The sequence below is a fragment of the Novosphingobium sp. genome (genome assembly GCF_019748365.1).
In the GTDB taxonomy this organism is placed as follows: Bacteria; Pseudomonadota; Alphaproteobacteria; order Sphingomonadales; family Sphingomonadaceae; genus Novosphingobium.
On sequence record NZ_JAIEPN010000091.1, the window covers coordinates 1 to 14,080 of the forward strand.

A 14,080-nucleotide genomic window follows, 5' to 3' on the forward strand; every position below is an offset into this window, starting at 1 on the left:
AGGGCCTACGAGATGATCCGCGACATGATCCTTTCCGGGGACTTGCCCTCTGGGGCAAAGATCGGCGAGGAGGCGCTGGCGGAGCAATGCGGGGTCTCACGCACCCCGATCCGGGAGGCGCTGGGGCGGCTCGAAGCCGAACTGCTGATCCGCCGGAGCGATACGCAGCGCAGCTTCGTGGCCGACTGGTCGCTGGAAGATGTCGAGGAAGTGTTCGAACTGCGCGGCCTGCTCGAAAGCCGCGCGGCGCGCCGCGCGGCCACCCGCATCAGCCACAGCCAGATCGAGCGGCTGAAGACCCATCACGCCGCCATTGGCCGGGCCATCCATGCGCCAACGCCCGATACGCAGCAGTTTGTCGAGCATAACCATCTGTTTCACAGCGTTATTCTGGAAGCCTCGGCTTCGGCCGAACTGACCAGCATGCTGGCGCGGATCATCGAGCGGCCGATTGTCCACCGCACGGCGCGGAACTATTCATTCGACGATCTCAAGCGTTCGCATCGCCAGCACGGCGAGCTCGTCGCCGCGTTCGAGCAGCGCGATCCGGCCTGGGCGGAAGCAGTCATGGTCTCCCACATCCGCCGCGCTTTCCACACTTACGCCAACGCACATATCGACCAGCGCATTCCGGATGTGGCGCAAGCCGCTGAATAGGCGCGAAGAAAGCGGGCTGAGGGTGAGCCCCCTTGATTTTGTATCCAAAACTGCGATTGTCCGCCCATGGCATCAGCAAGCATAGACTTTGTCGAGGTCGGTCCGCGAGACGGCCTTCAGAATGAGCGGACGGTGGTTTCCACCGCGGACAAGCTCGAGCTGATCGCGCGCGCGATCGCGGCCGGTGCCCGGCGAATCGAAGTGACAAGCTTCGTGAACCCGACGCGCGTGCCGCAGATGGCGGATGCCGAGGCGGTCTGCGCCGGTCTGCCGGAGCGCGAGGACGTGACATTCATCGGCCTCGTGATGAACGCGCGCGGGGCCGATCGCGCGATTGCGACCGGCAGGATCGACCAGCTTGGCGCCGTGGCCGTGGCCACCGACAAGTTTGCCATCGCCAACCAGGGCCAGACCAGCGACGAATCGGTCGAGGCCGCCAAGGCGATCATCGTCAAGGCGCGCGAGGCTGGCCTGACCGGCCAGGCCACCATCGGCGCATCGTTCGGCTGCCCGTTCGAGGGCGAAGTGGACGAAGTCCGCGTGGTGGAAATGGCGCGCCGTCTGGCAGAGGCAGGCCCGGTGGAAGTCGCCTTGGCCGATACCATCGGGGTTGCCAATCCGGCGCATGTCGCGCGGCTGGTCGCTGCCGTGCGTGCCGCCATCAATCCGCTCCCCGTGCGCGTGCATTTCCACAACACGCGCGGCACGGGCCTCGCCAATGTCTGGGCAGCGGTCTCCGCCGGCGCGGGCGTGGTCGATGCCGCGCTCGGCGGGCTCGGCGGCTGCCCCTTCGCACCCGGCGCTGCCGGCAACGTCTCCAGCGAGGACGTGGTCTACATGCTGGAACGCGCGCACATTTCGACGGGCATGGATCTTGATCGACTGATCGAGAGCAGCGCCTGGCTTTCAGATATCATCGGTCGAAAACTGCCGGGGATGGTGGCACAGGCACCGCGGTTCCCGCAGCAGCCAGCAACAAAGGACGCATAGATGGGTTACCGTTTGGGGGTTGATGTCGGTGGCACGTTCACCGACCTGCTGTTGTTCGACGAGACGACCGGTGCCTTCTGGCGCCACAAGACGCCATCGACCCCGCACGACAGTTCGGAAGGCATCCTCACCGGCGTCACCGCGATCTGCGAGAAGGCGAACGTCGATCCGAAGGAGATCGAATATTTCCTGCACGGGACGACCGTCGCGACGAACGCCGTTCTCGAAGGCAAGGGCGCGCGCGTTGGCCTGATCACCACCGAAGGCTATCGCCACGTGCTGCAGATCGCGCGTTCCTACGTGCCGGGCGGCCTCGCCGGCTGGATCATCTGGCCCAAGCCGACCCCGCTGGCTGCGCTGGAAGATACCGTCACCGTGGGCGGGCGCATGGATGCATCGGGCAAGGAAGTGCGTCCGCTCGATGAGGAAAGCGTCAAGGCCGGGCTGCTCAAGCTCAAGGAACAAGGCGTCGAGGCGATCACCGTCTCGCTGATCAACGCCTACGTGAACGGTGATCACGAGGCCCGCATCGGTGCAATGGCGCGCGAGATGATGCAGGACATCCCTGTCTCGCTGAGCCACGAAGTGCTGCCCGAAATGCAGGAGTACGAACGCACGCTGACCACGGTGGCCAATGCCGCAGTGCGCCCGGTCGTCGGCCGCTACGTCTCGAGCCTGCGCGACAAGCTGGCGGCATCGGGCATGAACGGCAAGCTCTCGCTGCTGCGTTCCGACGGCGGCCTGATGTCGGCGCAGAAGGCGGAGGAGCAGCCGGTCAACATCCTCATGTCCGGCCCCGCGGGCGGGGTGACCGGCGCGCTGTGGGTCGGCAAGAATGCCGGCATCCGCAATATCCTGACGCTCGACGTTGGCGGCACATCGACCGACGTGGCGCTGATCGAGAATCTTGAGCCGCGCCGCCAGCGCACGACCGAAGTCGGCCACCTTTCCGTCCGCGCCTCGGCGCTCGACGTGAAGACCGTCGGCGCAGGCGGCGGATCGATCGCCTACGTGCCCGAACTCACCAAGGCGCTGCGCGTCGGCCCGCAGTCCGCCGGCGCAGTGCCGGGGCCGGTCGCCTATGGCAAGGGCGGCGAACTGCCGACCGTGACCGACGCCAACGTCGTGCTCGGTTATCTCCCGGAAAACCTCCTCGGCGGCAGCTTCAAGCTCGACCGCGAAGGCGCCAAGCGTGCGGTGCAGACCATTGCCGATGCGCTGGGGATCGACCTGATGGCCGCCGCACGCGGCATCATCGACATCGTCAACGAGAACATGTTCGGCGCGCTGCGAATGATCTCCGTGCAGCAAGGCTATGACCCGCGCCACTTCGCGTTGATGGGCTTTGGCGGTGCCGGTCCGCTCCATGTCAACGCCGTGGCGCGGCTGATGAGCAGCTGGCCCGCCGTTTCGCCGGTTTCGCCGGGCGTGCTCTGTGCGCTGGGCGATGCGACGACGCGGATGCGCACCGAAACCGCCCGCTCGTTCTCGCGCCTTGCGAGCCAGACGGATGCTGCGGAGCTGATCGCGATCCTGCAGGACATGGCAAACCAGACCCGCGCCGAACTGCGCGCGGATGGCCTCCCCGACGCTAGCATCGAAAGCGAGTTCGAAGTCGACGTGCGGTACGCCGGGCAGGCCTTCGAAGTGCCGCTCACGATCACCGCCGAAGCGCTGGAGCGCGATGGCATCGCCGGGATGCTCAAGCGCTTCGATGAAGAGCATCTGCGCCTCTTCACGTTCAACATGGATACGCCGCACGAGATCGTGAACCTGCGCGCGGTTGCGCTAGGCCAGGCGCTCGATCTGCCGGCGGCGGAACTGCCCAAGGGTGATGGCAATCCCGTCGCCGCGAAGATGCGCGACCATACCTTGTGGATGGACGGCAAGGAGCAGGCAGCCGTGATCTATGATCGCGCCAAGCTGCGCCAGGGCGATGTGATCCCCGGCCCTGCCATCGTCATCGAAATGGACTCCACGACTTTGATCGAAACCGGATGTGTTGCGGTCGTCGACCGTGTCGGCAACATCCTGATCAACTTGGCCTGAGAGGAGGCAAAACCCATGCCCGCAACCATCATCCAGACCAATCCGGCCCCCTTCGAGAAGCTGGCGATCGACCCGGTCACGCTCGACATCATCGAGAACGCGCTGCGCAATGCGCGCAATGAAATGGACGCCACGCTGAAGCGTACCGCGATGTCCCCCGGCATCCGCGAACAAGGCGACGCCTTCCCGCTGATCGCGGACCATGCCGGACGCATGATCGTCGGCCAGTTCGGCAGCTTCATCGGCGGCTTCCTCGAGCGCTATGACGGCACGCTGGAAGACGGTGATATGATCTTCCTGTCCGACCCCTACAGCTGCGGCGGCGCGGTGAGCCATTCGAACGACTGGCTGGTGCTGCTGCCGGTGTTCAAGAACGGCCGGCTGATCGGCTACACCGCGATGTTCGGCCACCAGGCGGATATCGGCGGCAAGGTCGTCGGCTCGATGCCGATCGATTCGCGCTCGATCTTCGAGGAAGGCGTCCGCATTCCGCCGGTGAAGATCTGGAAGAAGGGCGAATACAACGAAGACCTGATGAAGCTCGTCATGCACCAGACGCGCAAGCCCGACTGGTGCCAGGCCGACCTCAATGCGCTGATTGCCTCATGCCGCGTGGCCGCGCGCCGCGTGATCGAGATGGCGGACCGCTTCGGCGAGGACGTCTATGTCTCGGCGACCGAGGAACTGCTCGCGCGCAACCACCGCGCGATGAAGCAGCTGATCGGCATGGCGATCGGCGAGGAGCCGGTCTCGTTCGAGGACTACATCTGCGACGACGGCATGGGCGCCGGCCCGTTCAAGATCAAATGCACGATGTGGCGCGAGGGCGAGAAGGTCATTCTCGATTTTGACGGCACCGATCCGCAGAGCCAGTACTCGATCAACTTCCTGCTCAACGAGAACATGTTCCGCATGTTCTTCGGCATCTACATGATCATGGTCTTCGATCCGCAGATCCTGTTCAACGACGGGTTCTACGATCTGATCGACGTGCGCATTCCCGAAGGTTCTCTGCTCAAGCCGAAGTTCCCCGCAGCCCTTTCGGGTCGCACCCATGCGCTGGGGCGGATCTTCGACATTCTGGGCGGCCTGCTGGGCCAGAAGACTCCCGAGTTTCTCAATGCAGCCGGGTTCTCGTCTTCGCCGCACCTGTTCTACTCGGGCCTCGACGCCAAGGGCGAATGGTTCCAGCTGTTCCAGATCGGCTTCGGCGGCATTCCCGGCCGCCCGATGGGCGACGGGCCGGACGGGCACTCGCTCTGGCCGGGCTTCACCAATGTGCCCAACGAGTTCCTCGAGCGCTATTTCCCGCTGCTGATCGAGAACTACGAGACCGTGCCCGACAGCGGCGGTGCGGGCCTGCACCGGGGCGGCAACGGCATCAACATGACCTACCGCTTCCTCGCCGACGGTACGATCTCGGCGCATGACGACCGCTGGTTCGTGCCGCCGTGGGGCGTCAATGGTGGCGAGCCCGGCAAGCGTGCGCGCAAGATCGTGGAGAAGCCCGATGGCACGCAGATCATCATCGGCAACAAGGTCGATGCCTACCCGGTAGAAGCGGGCGATCTGCTGCACTTCATCACCTGGGGCGGCGGCGGCTGGGGCGATCCGCTCGAGCGTGCGCCGGAACTCGTGGGCAAGGAAATCACGCAAGGGCTGGTCACGCCGGAAGGTGCCAAGGCTTATGGCGTAATCGCCAACGACAACGGCGAAGTGGACATGGCCGCGACCGAAGCGCTGCGCGCCAAGCTGCGCGCCGAACGGCCGCCGCTGGGCCTGTTCAACTTCGGTCCGGACATCGAAACCCTGCGCGCCAACTGCGAGGCCGAGACCGGTCTCCCCGCCCCCGTCCAGCCCGTGTGGCAGACGGCGCAGGCAGCGGAGTAAGGCATGGGACAGGCAGTGGCGAACGAGGGTGCTCTGAAGGGCATCCGGGTGGTCGAACTGGGTCAGTTGCTGGCAGGCCCGTTCTGCGGCCAGCTTCTGGGCGACATGGGCGCGGACGTGATCAAGGTCGAGCCGCCCGGCTCCGGCGATCCGATGCGCGACTGGGGCCTGGGCGACGACAAGGTCAACTGGGAAGTCATCGCGCGAAACAAGAAGTCGGTTTCGGCCAACTTGCGAGTGCCGGAAGGGCAGGATCTGGTGCGCCGGCTCCTCGCCACGGCCGACGTCATGGTCGAGAATTTCAAGCCGGGCACGCTGGAAAAGTGGGGCCTTGGCCCCGATGCGCTGCACGCGATCAACCCCAGGCTGATCATCGCGCGCATGTCGGGCTATGGGCAGACCGGGCCTTATTCGGATCGCGCCGGGTTCGGCGGGATCGGCGAGGCGATGGGCGGCTGGCGCTACATCGTCGGTGAGCCGGACCGTCCGCCGAGCCGCATGGGCATTTCGATCGGTGACACGCTGACGGCGACCTATGGCTGCATGGGCGTGCTCGCCGCGCTCCATTCCCGCACCTCGACCGGCAAGGGTCAGGTCATCGACACCGCGCTTTACGAGGCGGTGCTGCAGGTGATGGAAAGCGTGATCCCGGAATACGATCATTCGGGGATCATCCGCGAACGCTCGGGCTCGTTCCTGCCCGGCATCGCGCCCTCCAACGTCTACAAGTGCAGCGACGGCGATTTCATGATCGGCGCCAACAAGGACGCGATCTTTGCGCGGCTGGCCGAGGCGATGGGTCGGCCCGAACTCGCGACCGACCCGCGCTATGCCACCCACGTCGCGCGCGGCACCAACCAGCTCGAACTCGACGCGCTGATCAACGACTGGACCAGCACCCTCACCATCGAGGAAGTCGACGCGCTGATGATCAAGCACTCGATTCCCGCTGGCAAGGTCTACCGCGCGCCGGAAATGCTGGCCGACCCGCACTTCCAGGCGCGCGAGGCAATCATCGAGGTCGAGACCGAACGCTTCGGCAGGCTCAAGATGCAGAATGTGGTGCCGCGCCTCTCGGCCACGCCGAGCAGCGTGCGGACCCCCGCGCCTTCGATCGTGGGCCAGCATAACGCCGAGATCTATGGCGGGTTGCTGGGCATGGACGAGACGCAGCTGGCCGATCTTGCCGCGCGCGGGATCATCTGAGGGGAACGGGCGCGCCATGAGCACCGATTACGGCGAGATCGCGGCCAACTATACCGGCGCCTTCGACGGTTCGCTGCCGTTCGGCAAGCGGCCTGCGATCATCGTGATCGACATGGTGGAAGCCTATCTCCAGCCGGGATCGCCGCTCTATGCCGGAATCGAGGCAGCGGTGGAGAGCGCGGCCCGGCTCGTCGCGGTTGCACGGCAATGCGGCGCGCCGGTGTTCTTCACCAATGTGGAGTATCAGCCCGGCGGAGCGGACGGCGGCGTGTTCTTCCGCAAGGTGCCCGCGCTCAAGGTGTTCGAGAAGGGCTCCCCGCTCGGCGCCTTTCCGCCGCAGCTCAGCCCTGTCGATGGCGATTTCGTGATCACCAAGCGGTATGCCTCTGCGTTTTTCGCGACGCATCTGGCGGCCACGCTGAGTTCGCTCGGCGTCGATACGCTGCTGATCACCGGCGTTTCGACTTCGGGCTGCGTGCGGGCAACGGCGCTCGATACCTGCCAGTCCGGCTTTCTGCCCTTCGTGGTGCGCGATGCCTGCGGTGATCGTCATCCGGGTCCGCATGAAGCCAACCTGTTCGATCTTCAGGCCAAATATGCCGAGGTCATCTCGGAAGAGGCCGCCATGGCGCACCTGCTGGCCACGCAATCGGCCAAGGGCTGACCTCTCCTTGGCTTCTCACCGAGTTCCGCTTGCGGTCGGCACAGGCGGTGCGACGCGGGGGCGCTCGGGCAGTGCGTCGTCTGGAGGCGGCAACCGCAGGATGTTAACTGGCCGCTAACCATTCCGACCTATCTCCCGGTAAGAATTTGGCGAGGTTCTCGGGGGCTCTATGGAACTGCATACGGCACAGGCGTTTGAAGCGGAGGTGGTGCCGCTCGACGTGACGATTGTCATGCCGTGCCTCAACGAAATACAATCGCTGCGCCACTGCATGGCCAATGCGCTCGAAGCGCTTGACCGCATTCAGCGGGTCCATGGCCTCGCCGGTGAAGTGGTGATCGCCGACAACGGCTCGACCGACGGCAGCCAGGCACTTGCCGCCTCGCTAGGCGCACGCGTGGTGAATGTCAGCCGCAAGGGCTATGGCGCGGCGATCATCGGCGGTTTCAATGCAGCCTATGGCCGCTTTCTGATCATGGGTGACTGCGACGGCAGCTACGATTTCACCGATGCGGTGGCGATGATCGGCAAGCTGCTCGATGGCGCGGACTTGTGCATGGGCTCGCGCTTCAAGGGCGGAATCGCCCCGGGCGCCATGCCCTGGAAGAACCGCTACATCGGCAACCCGGTGCTCACGGGCCTGCTCAACCTGTTTTTCCGCACCGGCATCGACGATGCGCACTGCGGACTGCGCGCGATCCGCCGGGACGCCTATCATGCGCTGAACCTGCAAGGTTCGGGCATGGAATTCGCCAGCGAAATGGTCATCAAGGCCAGCCTGCGCAAGCTGCGGATCGACGAGGTCGCCGCGACCCTCTCGCCCGACCTGCGCGACCGCGCGCCGCATCTGCGGCCCTGGCGCGATGGCTGGCGGCATCTGCGCTATCTCTTCATGCTGAGCCCGACCTGGGCGTTTGGCGTCCCCGCCGCGCTCATTGCGGCACTCGGGATGCTGATCCTGACCATCGCGACACTCCATGAAACGGGCCTCATCCAGACCTCGCCGTTCGGTGAAAGCTGGACCGTTATCGGGGCGATGCTCGTCTCGGGCGGGCACCTTGGCCTGATCATGGCATTGGCGACGCACCTCTACGCAAGCCGCGCCGGTTGGTCGCCGCCCGCGCGCTGGATGTTTGCGCTCGGCCGGGTGCTCACGCTGGAATCGTTCATCATCACGGGCGCCGCGCTGATCGGCGCCGCCGCGCTCGGCATTGTCACCATCGCGGGCTACTGGTCGTCGATCCACTATCAGCCGCTGTCGACGGTCTTGCCGGTGGTGATCGCCAGCCTCCTCGGCTCGATCGGTATCCAGACCTTGTTTGCAGGCTTCCTCCTCGCCGTGATCAGCGGACATCAGGCCAATTTCCTGAGCGACCTGCAGGCGCCCGAGCCGGCCGCCGCGCCGGGCCTCGTCAAGCAGTTCATCCGGCCGATCCCAGTCTACAGCGTGGCTGCGGTCGCCCTCGCCGTACTGCACAATGCGATCATGATCGGGCTGGACTGGTTCGGCGTGCACTATGTGCTGTGCCAGCTCGCCAGCGCCATGGTTCTGCTACCGGTTGGCTATCTGACCATGACGTCCGGCGCCATCTTCCGGACCCGGCGCAGCTGGGCCGCCTTTGCGAGCTATTCGGCGATCCTGATCAGCAACCTGCCGATCTCGCTTGCCCTGCTCTGGCTCCTGCGCGGAGAAATGGCTCTGCCGATGCTGGTCGCCGCCCCGCTCTCCTCGCTGGTGCTCTACATGTGGAACTACGTCGCCAGCTTCTTCGCCCTCAACCGCACCGGGGAGCCGAGCGTTGCCTGATCCTGTTCGCAAACTTCGCATGGGCGTCGTCGGCCTCGGCTGGGTCGGTCGTGCACGTCATATCCCGACCATTTCCGGCAATCCCGCTTACGAGCTTGTCGGGGTCGCAGATCGCAGCGCCGACCGCGTGGCCCAGTTTTCGGCCGAGAACGGCAAGGTTCGTGCCTGTGCGGCCAAGACGCTGGCGGACATCGACTGGATCGACGAAGTCGATGCCATCTCGGTTGCCACCGCACCGATGGCTCACCACGATCTGGTCTGCGAAGGGCTGGCACGCGGGCTGCACGTCATCACCGAAAAGCCCTTTGCGATGACCCCGGGCGAAGGTGCCGCCATGGTCTCTGCCGCTGCGCAAGCGGACCGCACGCTGGCCGTCGTCCACAACTTCCAGTTCGCCCGCTCGATGGCAAAGCTGGATCGGGACATGGCCTCGGGCCGGCTGGGCAAGATCCGCGGCCTGCGCGCGCTGCAGCTTGGCAACCCCTCGCGCCGCCTGCCGACGTGGTACCAGCAATTGCCGTTGGGCCTGTTCTACGATGAAAGCCCACACCTGCTCTACCTGCTGTCGCGCATCGCAGGGCCGATGTCGCTGGCCAAGTCGGTCTGCGTCCCCAATCCGGACGGCGAGGCCACTCCCTATCAGATCGATGCCTGGTTCCGCTCGGAGCGGGACTATCCGGTCACGCTGTCATGCTGCTTCGAAGCGAGCGTTTCGGAGTGGTACCTGCTCGTCCATGGCGAGAAGGGCGTGGCGATCGTCGATATCTTCCGCGATATCTACATGCGCCTGCCCAACGATGGCAGCCACGCGACGGCCGACGTGATCCGCACCAGCATCACGGCAACCGCGCAGCATTGGGCCCAGCATGGCACGAGCGGCCTGCTGCATGTGCTGGGCAAGCTGCACTATGGCAACGACCATGTCTTCGACCGCTTCGCCAAAGGCGTTGCCGGCGACAAGGCGGCGCTTGCCCCCATCGATGCGGCGGCGGCCCAGCGCGTTCTCAATCTTCAGCATGACATCATTTCCAACACCGAGAGGCTGTGACCATGAAAATCGACAAGCAGCTCATGACCGAATTCGTTGCCCGCTATCCGGCACAGCCCGCCACGGCGTTCTGGCGCGGGATCGAGATCGATGTGCTGGCCCGGGCCGGCATTCCCGAGGGGCTGGGGCTCGATCTCGGCTGCGGGGACGGCATCCTGACCGATATCCTGTTCAAGCGGATGAACCGCGAGCCCCGGCTCGTGGGCATTGATCCCGATCCGCTGGAAACGGACGCCGCGCGCAAGTACAAGTTCTACGAACGCATCCACACGGTTGGCGGCAATGCCATTCCGGAGGCCGCCGATACGTTCGATTTCGCCATCTCGAACTCCGTGCTTGAACACATTCCGGATCTCGAGCCGGTCATCACCGAGCTCGGCCGCGTGCTGAAGCCGGGTGGCCGGTTCTTCTTCACGGTGCCGGGGCCGGGTTTCCATGAGAACCTTTCCGGCAGCGTGCTGCCGGGTGTTTCGCGCAGCCGGTACCTCGCCGAACTGGACAAGCGCCTTGCGCATTTCAATTATCTTGCCGAACAGGATTGGCAGGACATGTGCGAACGCAACGGGCTGAAAGTCATCTCCTTCTCGGGCTACCTTGGCGAGCGGACCACCCAGCGCTGGGAATCGCTCTCGCGCATGACCGGCGGCCTGCTCCACACGCTGTCGAGCGGACGCCGCCGCCCGATCGAGATCCAGCGCGCACTCAAGCTGCGCGCGCTGCAGAATTCGACCATGATGCCGCAATCGGTTGCCCGCGTGCTGGCGGGTGTCATCACCGGCGGGCTCGACTGGGAAGACAACCCTGACCGGCCTTCGTGCCTGCTCGTCATCGGGGAGCGCCCTTGCGCATCCTGACGGTCACGCATTTCTATGAAAGCCATGGCGGCGGGATCGAGCGGGTTGCAGGCCATCTGTGCCGCCATCTCGCCGCACAAGGGCACACCGCGAGCTGGGCCGCGAGCGCCGGGGATACCCCGATCGCCAGCCCTGACGTGGCGGTCGTTGCCCTGCCCTGCATCAACCCGACCGAGGCCCTGACCGGACTGCCCATGCCGATTCCAGGCCCGCGCGGCATGGCGCGGCTGTGGTCGGCAGTCCGTGCCGCCGATGTGGTGGTCGTTCACGATGCGCTTTACTGCACCTCCATCCTCGCGACGGCTTTTGCGAAAACGCAGCGCAAGCCGGTGATTCTGGTGCAGCATGTTGCCGAGATCGCGTTTGCCAGCGCGGTCATGCGCCGCGTCATGGCGCTGGCCAATCGGCTCGTCACCCGGCCGATGCTGCGCAGCGCCGACCAGGTGCTGTTCATCAGCGACACGGTACGGCAGCACTTCGCCGCATGCACGATGAAGCGGCCGCCGCTGTTGCAATTCAATGGCGTCGATACCGGCGTGTTCCATCCCGGCGCAGCCGAGCGGTCTGCGTTCGGCTTGCCCGAGAGCGGCCTGCTGGTGGCCTTCGTCGGCCGTTTTGTCGAGAAGAAGGGCCTGTCGATCCTGCAGGCGGTCGCGCGGCAATGCCCGCAGGTGCAGTTTGCACTGGCCGGCAGTGGGCCGATCGACCCGCGCCGTTGGGATCTGCCCAACGTCCACCTGCTGGGATCGCTGCCAGCCGAACGGATCGCTGCCCTGTTTCGCAGTGCCGACTGCCTGCTGCTGCCCAGCGTTGGCGAAGGCTATCCGCTGGTCATTCAGGAAGCGCTCGCGGTCGGCCTGACGGTCGTTTGCGGCGAAGAAAGTGCGCGCGCCGATCCTGCTGCCAGCCAGTGGCTGCACGGCATCGAGGTTGATCTGCAGGACATCGAGGGAAGCGCGGCCCGCATCGCGGCGGTCCTGAAGGGCGCTGTGGCACAGCCCGCCGCATCGCGCCAGGCGACGATCGCTTACAGCCAGCGTGCTTACTCATGGGCGGGTTTTGCGGCCCGCCTTGCCTCGATCGGACAGGCGCTCAGCCGACGCGGCTGACCCGGCACCCCTCGCGGACAAAGTGCGGGGCCACGCGCGCATTGAAGTGATCGGCGGTTGTCGGGCCAAAGGCGTAATAGCTGCCCAGCGGCGCGATCATCCTGTCGCCGATCAGCACAACCTTGGGATGGCTGGCACAGATTGCGGCGACGCTCGCCCTCGTAAGCTCGTCGCGCAGAAGGCGCACGGGCCGCGCGCTGAGATCCGGCGGATTGTGCACGAGATCGACGGCTGTCGCGGCATCCTTGCCCCCCAGCACAATGTAATCGGCATCGATCGCAGAGAGGCGGGCGGAAATCCCTGCGGAAACCCCATAGAACTGATGCGCCATCACGGCCTGCAGCGGCAGCACGACCAGCGCGCCAGCCGCAGTCGTGCGCAGCAGCAAGGTGCGCCACTGTCCGGTCTGCTCGCCCAGCGCCTTCCAGCCATAGACCGCGAGCAGGATCGCATTACCGATCAGCCCGTGGAGATAGCGATAGCCGAAACCGTGGCCCTGATTGGGCAGCAGTATGGCCATGACGAGCACGGTGATCACCATGCCGCCCGCCAGCGCCGCGATCATCGGATCGCTGCGATACCGGCGCGCGCCCACCAGGAGCAGGGGCACCAGCAGCAGATGCTGCCACGCAATGAAGCGCAGGCCGTTGGCAACCATGTTGGGCAGCCCCATCGGGTCGCGCTCGCTGAGCGTGGTGATCAGGCGCGACAGATAATCGACCCCTTCCGGGCGCGGCCCGAGCGGCTGGGCTTGCACCAGTGATCCGATCCACGTCGGCCACCACAGCCAGAACAGACCGATCGCGGCATAGCCCGCGATGTAGAGCGCGGCGCGATGCCAGCGCCGTTCGGCCAGCAGCAGCAGGATGAACGGCGCCACGAACATCGGGTGCATCAAGGGTTGGTGCAGCCCGGTGGCGACAAAGCCGACGGCCAGCGCCGCAATGTCGGACGCCGTGGTGCGGCGCAGGAAGAGCCACAACCAGCACAGATCGAGCGCCAGATGGCCGGGCATCGCATAGCTGGTCATGCCGGCAAACAGCACTTGCGCCGAGCCGGCATAGAGCACCAGAGCGACAAAGCCGGCCTCGCGGTCATCCGGCCACAGGCGTCTGACACAGCCGAAGAGGGCGACCGCGCCCAGTGCCGTCATGAACGGGCCGACCAGCCAGGGCGCTGCGATCACGCCGAACAAGGCCCGCAGCGCCGCGTTGAGCGGAAGGTACGAGGAAATCCACGCCGCGCGAGGCTGGGCGGGATAGAAGAACAACGTGTTGAGCACATCCGCATGGTCGCGCCAGAACGCCGGCACCGGTGCGACCAGGTGGCCCTGGCCGAACACGGTGGCATCGAATGTGGCCATCTGCTCGTCGCGGCTGAGATCATAGCCGCTGAGGATCAGGAAATGCCCTGCGCTCGTCGCCACCAGCATGGCAAGCGCCACGATCAGCCAAGTGCGGCGCTGCACGGCCGGCAGGAAGGCGCGTTCGGACAGCCGGACGCAGGACAGCACGACGAGCACCGCCGCCGCCAGCAGCAGCCAGCGATCCTGCCGATGGAGCAGGAATGCAGACACATTGGTGAACGGCCGATAGGTCAGGGTGAGAAAGAAGGCGATGGCCGCAGCGCCGATGGCAAACCGCATCGGCCCGCTCCGCGAAGGCGGCGCAACCGGCGCGAGGACCTCCGCGTCATCCGCGAACGCCGCAGGGCTCTGTGGCAATGTCGTCATGCTTACCCTGAGGCCCCCGCGCAAAATTCCTGCATTCACCAAACCAAATCATGGTTAGCAAATCGTTACCGGCC

At 65.5% G+C, this 14,080-nt stretch carries 11 protein-coding genes; 10 read left to right on the forward strand and 1 reads right to left on the reverse strand.

From position 1 onward, the window contains the following. From K5Q19_RS11255 to K5Q19_RS11300, 10 genes are all read left to right on the forward strand, one after another. On the forward strand, positions 1-657 hold a 657-nt coding region (locus K5Q19_RS11255; protein WP_292944968.1), incomplete at its 5' end, for a GntR family transcriptional regulator. Positions 658-723: 66 nt separating this feature from the next. Continuing rightward, positions 724-1,647, forward strand: a complete 924-nt coding sequence (locus K5Q19_RS11260; RefSeq protein ID WP_292944971.1) for a hydroxymethylglutaryl-CoA lyase — start codon at positions 724-726, stop codon at positions 1,645-1,647. Then, on the forward strand, positions 1,648-3,696 hold the full coding sequence (locus K5Q19_RS11265; protein WP_292944973.1) for a hydantoinase/oxoprolinase family protein: 2,049 nt from the start codon (positions 1,648-1,650) through the stop codon (positions 3,694-3,696). Positions 3,697-3,711: 15 nt separating this feature from the next. Next, positions 3,712-5,586 carry a hydantoinase B/oxoprolinase family protein gene (locus K5Q19_RS11270; RefSeq protein ID WP_292944975.1) on the forward strand — a complete coding sequence of 625 codons (1,875 nt, stop codon included), beginning with the start codon at positions 3,712-3,714 and terminating at the stop codon, positions 5,584-5,586. Between the two features lie 3 nt (positions 5,587-5,589). Next, complete coding sequence (locus tag K5Q19_RS11275; RefSeq protein WP_292944978.1) at positions 5,590-6,792, forward strand: CoA transferase; 1,203 nt, start codon at positions 5,590-5,592, stop codon at positions 6,790-6,792. Between the two features lie 16 nt (positions 6,793-6,808). Beyond that, positions 6,809-7,456, forward strand: coding sequence for an N-carbamoylsarcosine amidohydrolase (locus K5Q19_RS11280; protein WP_292944981.1), 648 nt, complete (start codon positions 6,809-6,811; stop codon positions 7,454-7,456). 169 nt (positions 7,457-7,625) lie between these two features. Beyond that, positions 7,626-9,263, forward strand: a complete 1,638-nt coding sequence (locus K5Q19_RS11285; RefSeq protein ID WP_292944984.1) for a glycosyltransferase — start codon at positions 7,626-7,628, stop codon at positions 9,261-9,263. Then, complete coding sequence (locus tag K5Q19_RS11290; protein WP_292944987.1) at positions 9,256-10,311, forward strand: Gfo/Idh/MocA family oxidoreductase; 1,056 nt, start codon at positions 9,256-9,258, stop codon at positions 10,309-10,311. Before K5Q19_RS11285 ends, K5Q19_RS11290 begins: the two co-directional genes overlap by 8 nt. 2 nt (positions 10,312-10,313) lie before the next feature. Next, complete coding sequence (locus tag K5Q19_RS11295; RefSeq protein WP_292944990.1) at positions 10,314-11,165, forward strand: class I SAM-dependent methyltransferase; 852 nt, start codon at positions 10,314-10,316, stop codon at positions 11,163-11,165. Beyond that, complete coding sequence (locus K5Q19_RS11300; protein ID WP_292944992.1) at positions 11,153-12,274, forward strand: glycosyltransferase family 4 protein; 1,122 nt, start codon at positions 11,153-11,155, stop codon at positions 12,272-12,274. Before K5Q19_RS11295 ends, K5Q19_RS11300 begins: the two co-directional genes overlap by 13 nt. Here the strand turns inward: K5Q19_RS11300 and K5Q19_RS11305 are convergent. Then, the gene (locus tag K5Q19_RS11305; protein WP_292944994.1) at positions 12,258-14,006 is read right to left on the reverse strand and encodes a hypothetical protein; all 1,749 of its coding nucleotides are present in this window, start codon (positions 14,004-14,006) and stop codon (positions 12,258-12,260) included. The genes K5Q19_RS11300 and K5Q19_RS11305 overlap by 17 nt on opposite strands. Positions 14,007-14,080 lie beyond the last annotated feature (74 nt).

What these genes read in the sequence shown, in the direction of transcription:
- K5Q19_RS11260 (WP_292944971.1), top strand. Translation starts at nt 724, where the DNA reads ATGGCATCAGCAAGCATAGACTTTGTCGAGGTCGGTCCGCGAGACGGC.
- K5Q19_RS11265 (WP_292944973.1), top strand. Translation starts at nt 1,648, where the DNA reads ATGGGTTACCGTTTGGGGGTTGATGTCGGTGGCACGTTCACCGACCTG.
- K5Q19_RS11270 (WP_292944975.1), top strand. Translation starts at nt 3,712, where the DNA reads ATGCCCGCAACCATCATCCAGACCAATCCGGCCCCCTTCGAGAAGCTG.
- K5Q19_RS11275 (WP_292944978.1), top strand. Translation starts at nt 5,590, where the DNA reads ATGGGACAGGCAGTGGCGAACGAGGGTGCTCTGAAGGGCATCCGGGTG.
- K5Q19_RS11280 (WP_292944981.1), top strand. Translation starts at nt 6,809, where the DNA reads ATGAGCACCGATTACGGCGAGATCGCGGCCAACTATACCGGCGCCTTC.
- K5Q19_RS11285 (WP_292944984.1), top strand. Translation starts at nt 7,626, where the DNA reads ATGGAACTGCATACGGCACAGGCGTTTGAAGCGGAGGTGGTGCCGCTC.
- K5Q19_RS11295 (WP_292944990.1), top strand. Translation starts at nt 10,314, where the DNA reads ATGAAAATCGACAAGCAGCTCATGACCGAATTCGTTGCCCGCTATCCG.
- K5Q19_RS11305 (WP_292944994.1), bottom strand. Translation starts at nt 14,006, where the DNA reads ATGACGACATTGCCACAGAGCCCTGCGGCGTTCGCGGATGACGCGGAG.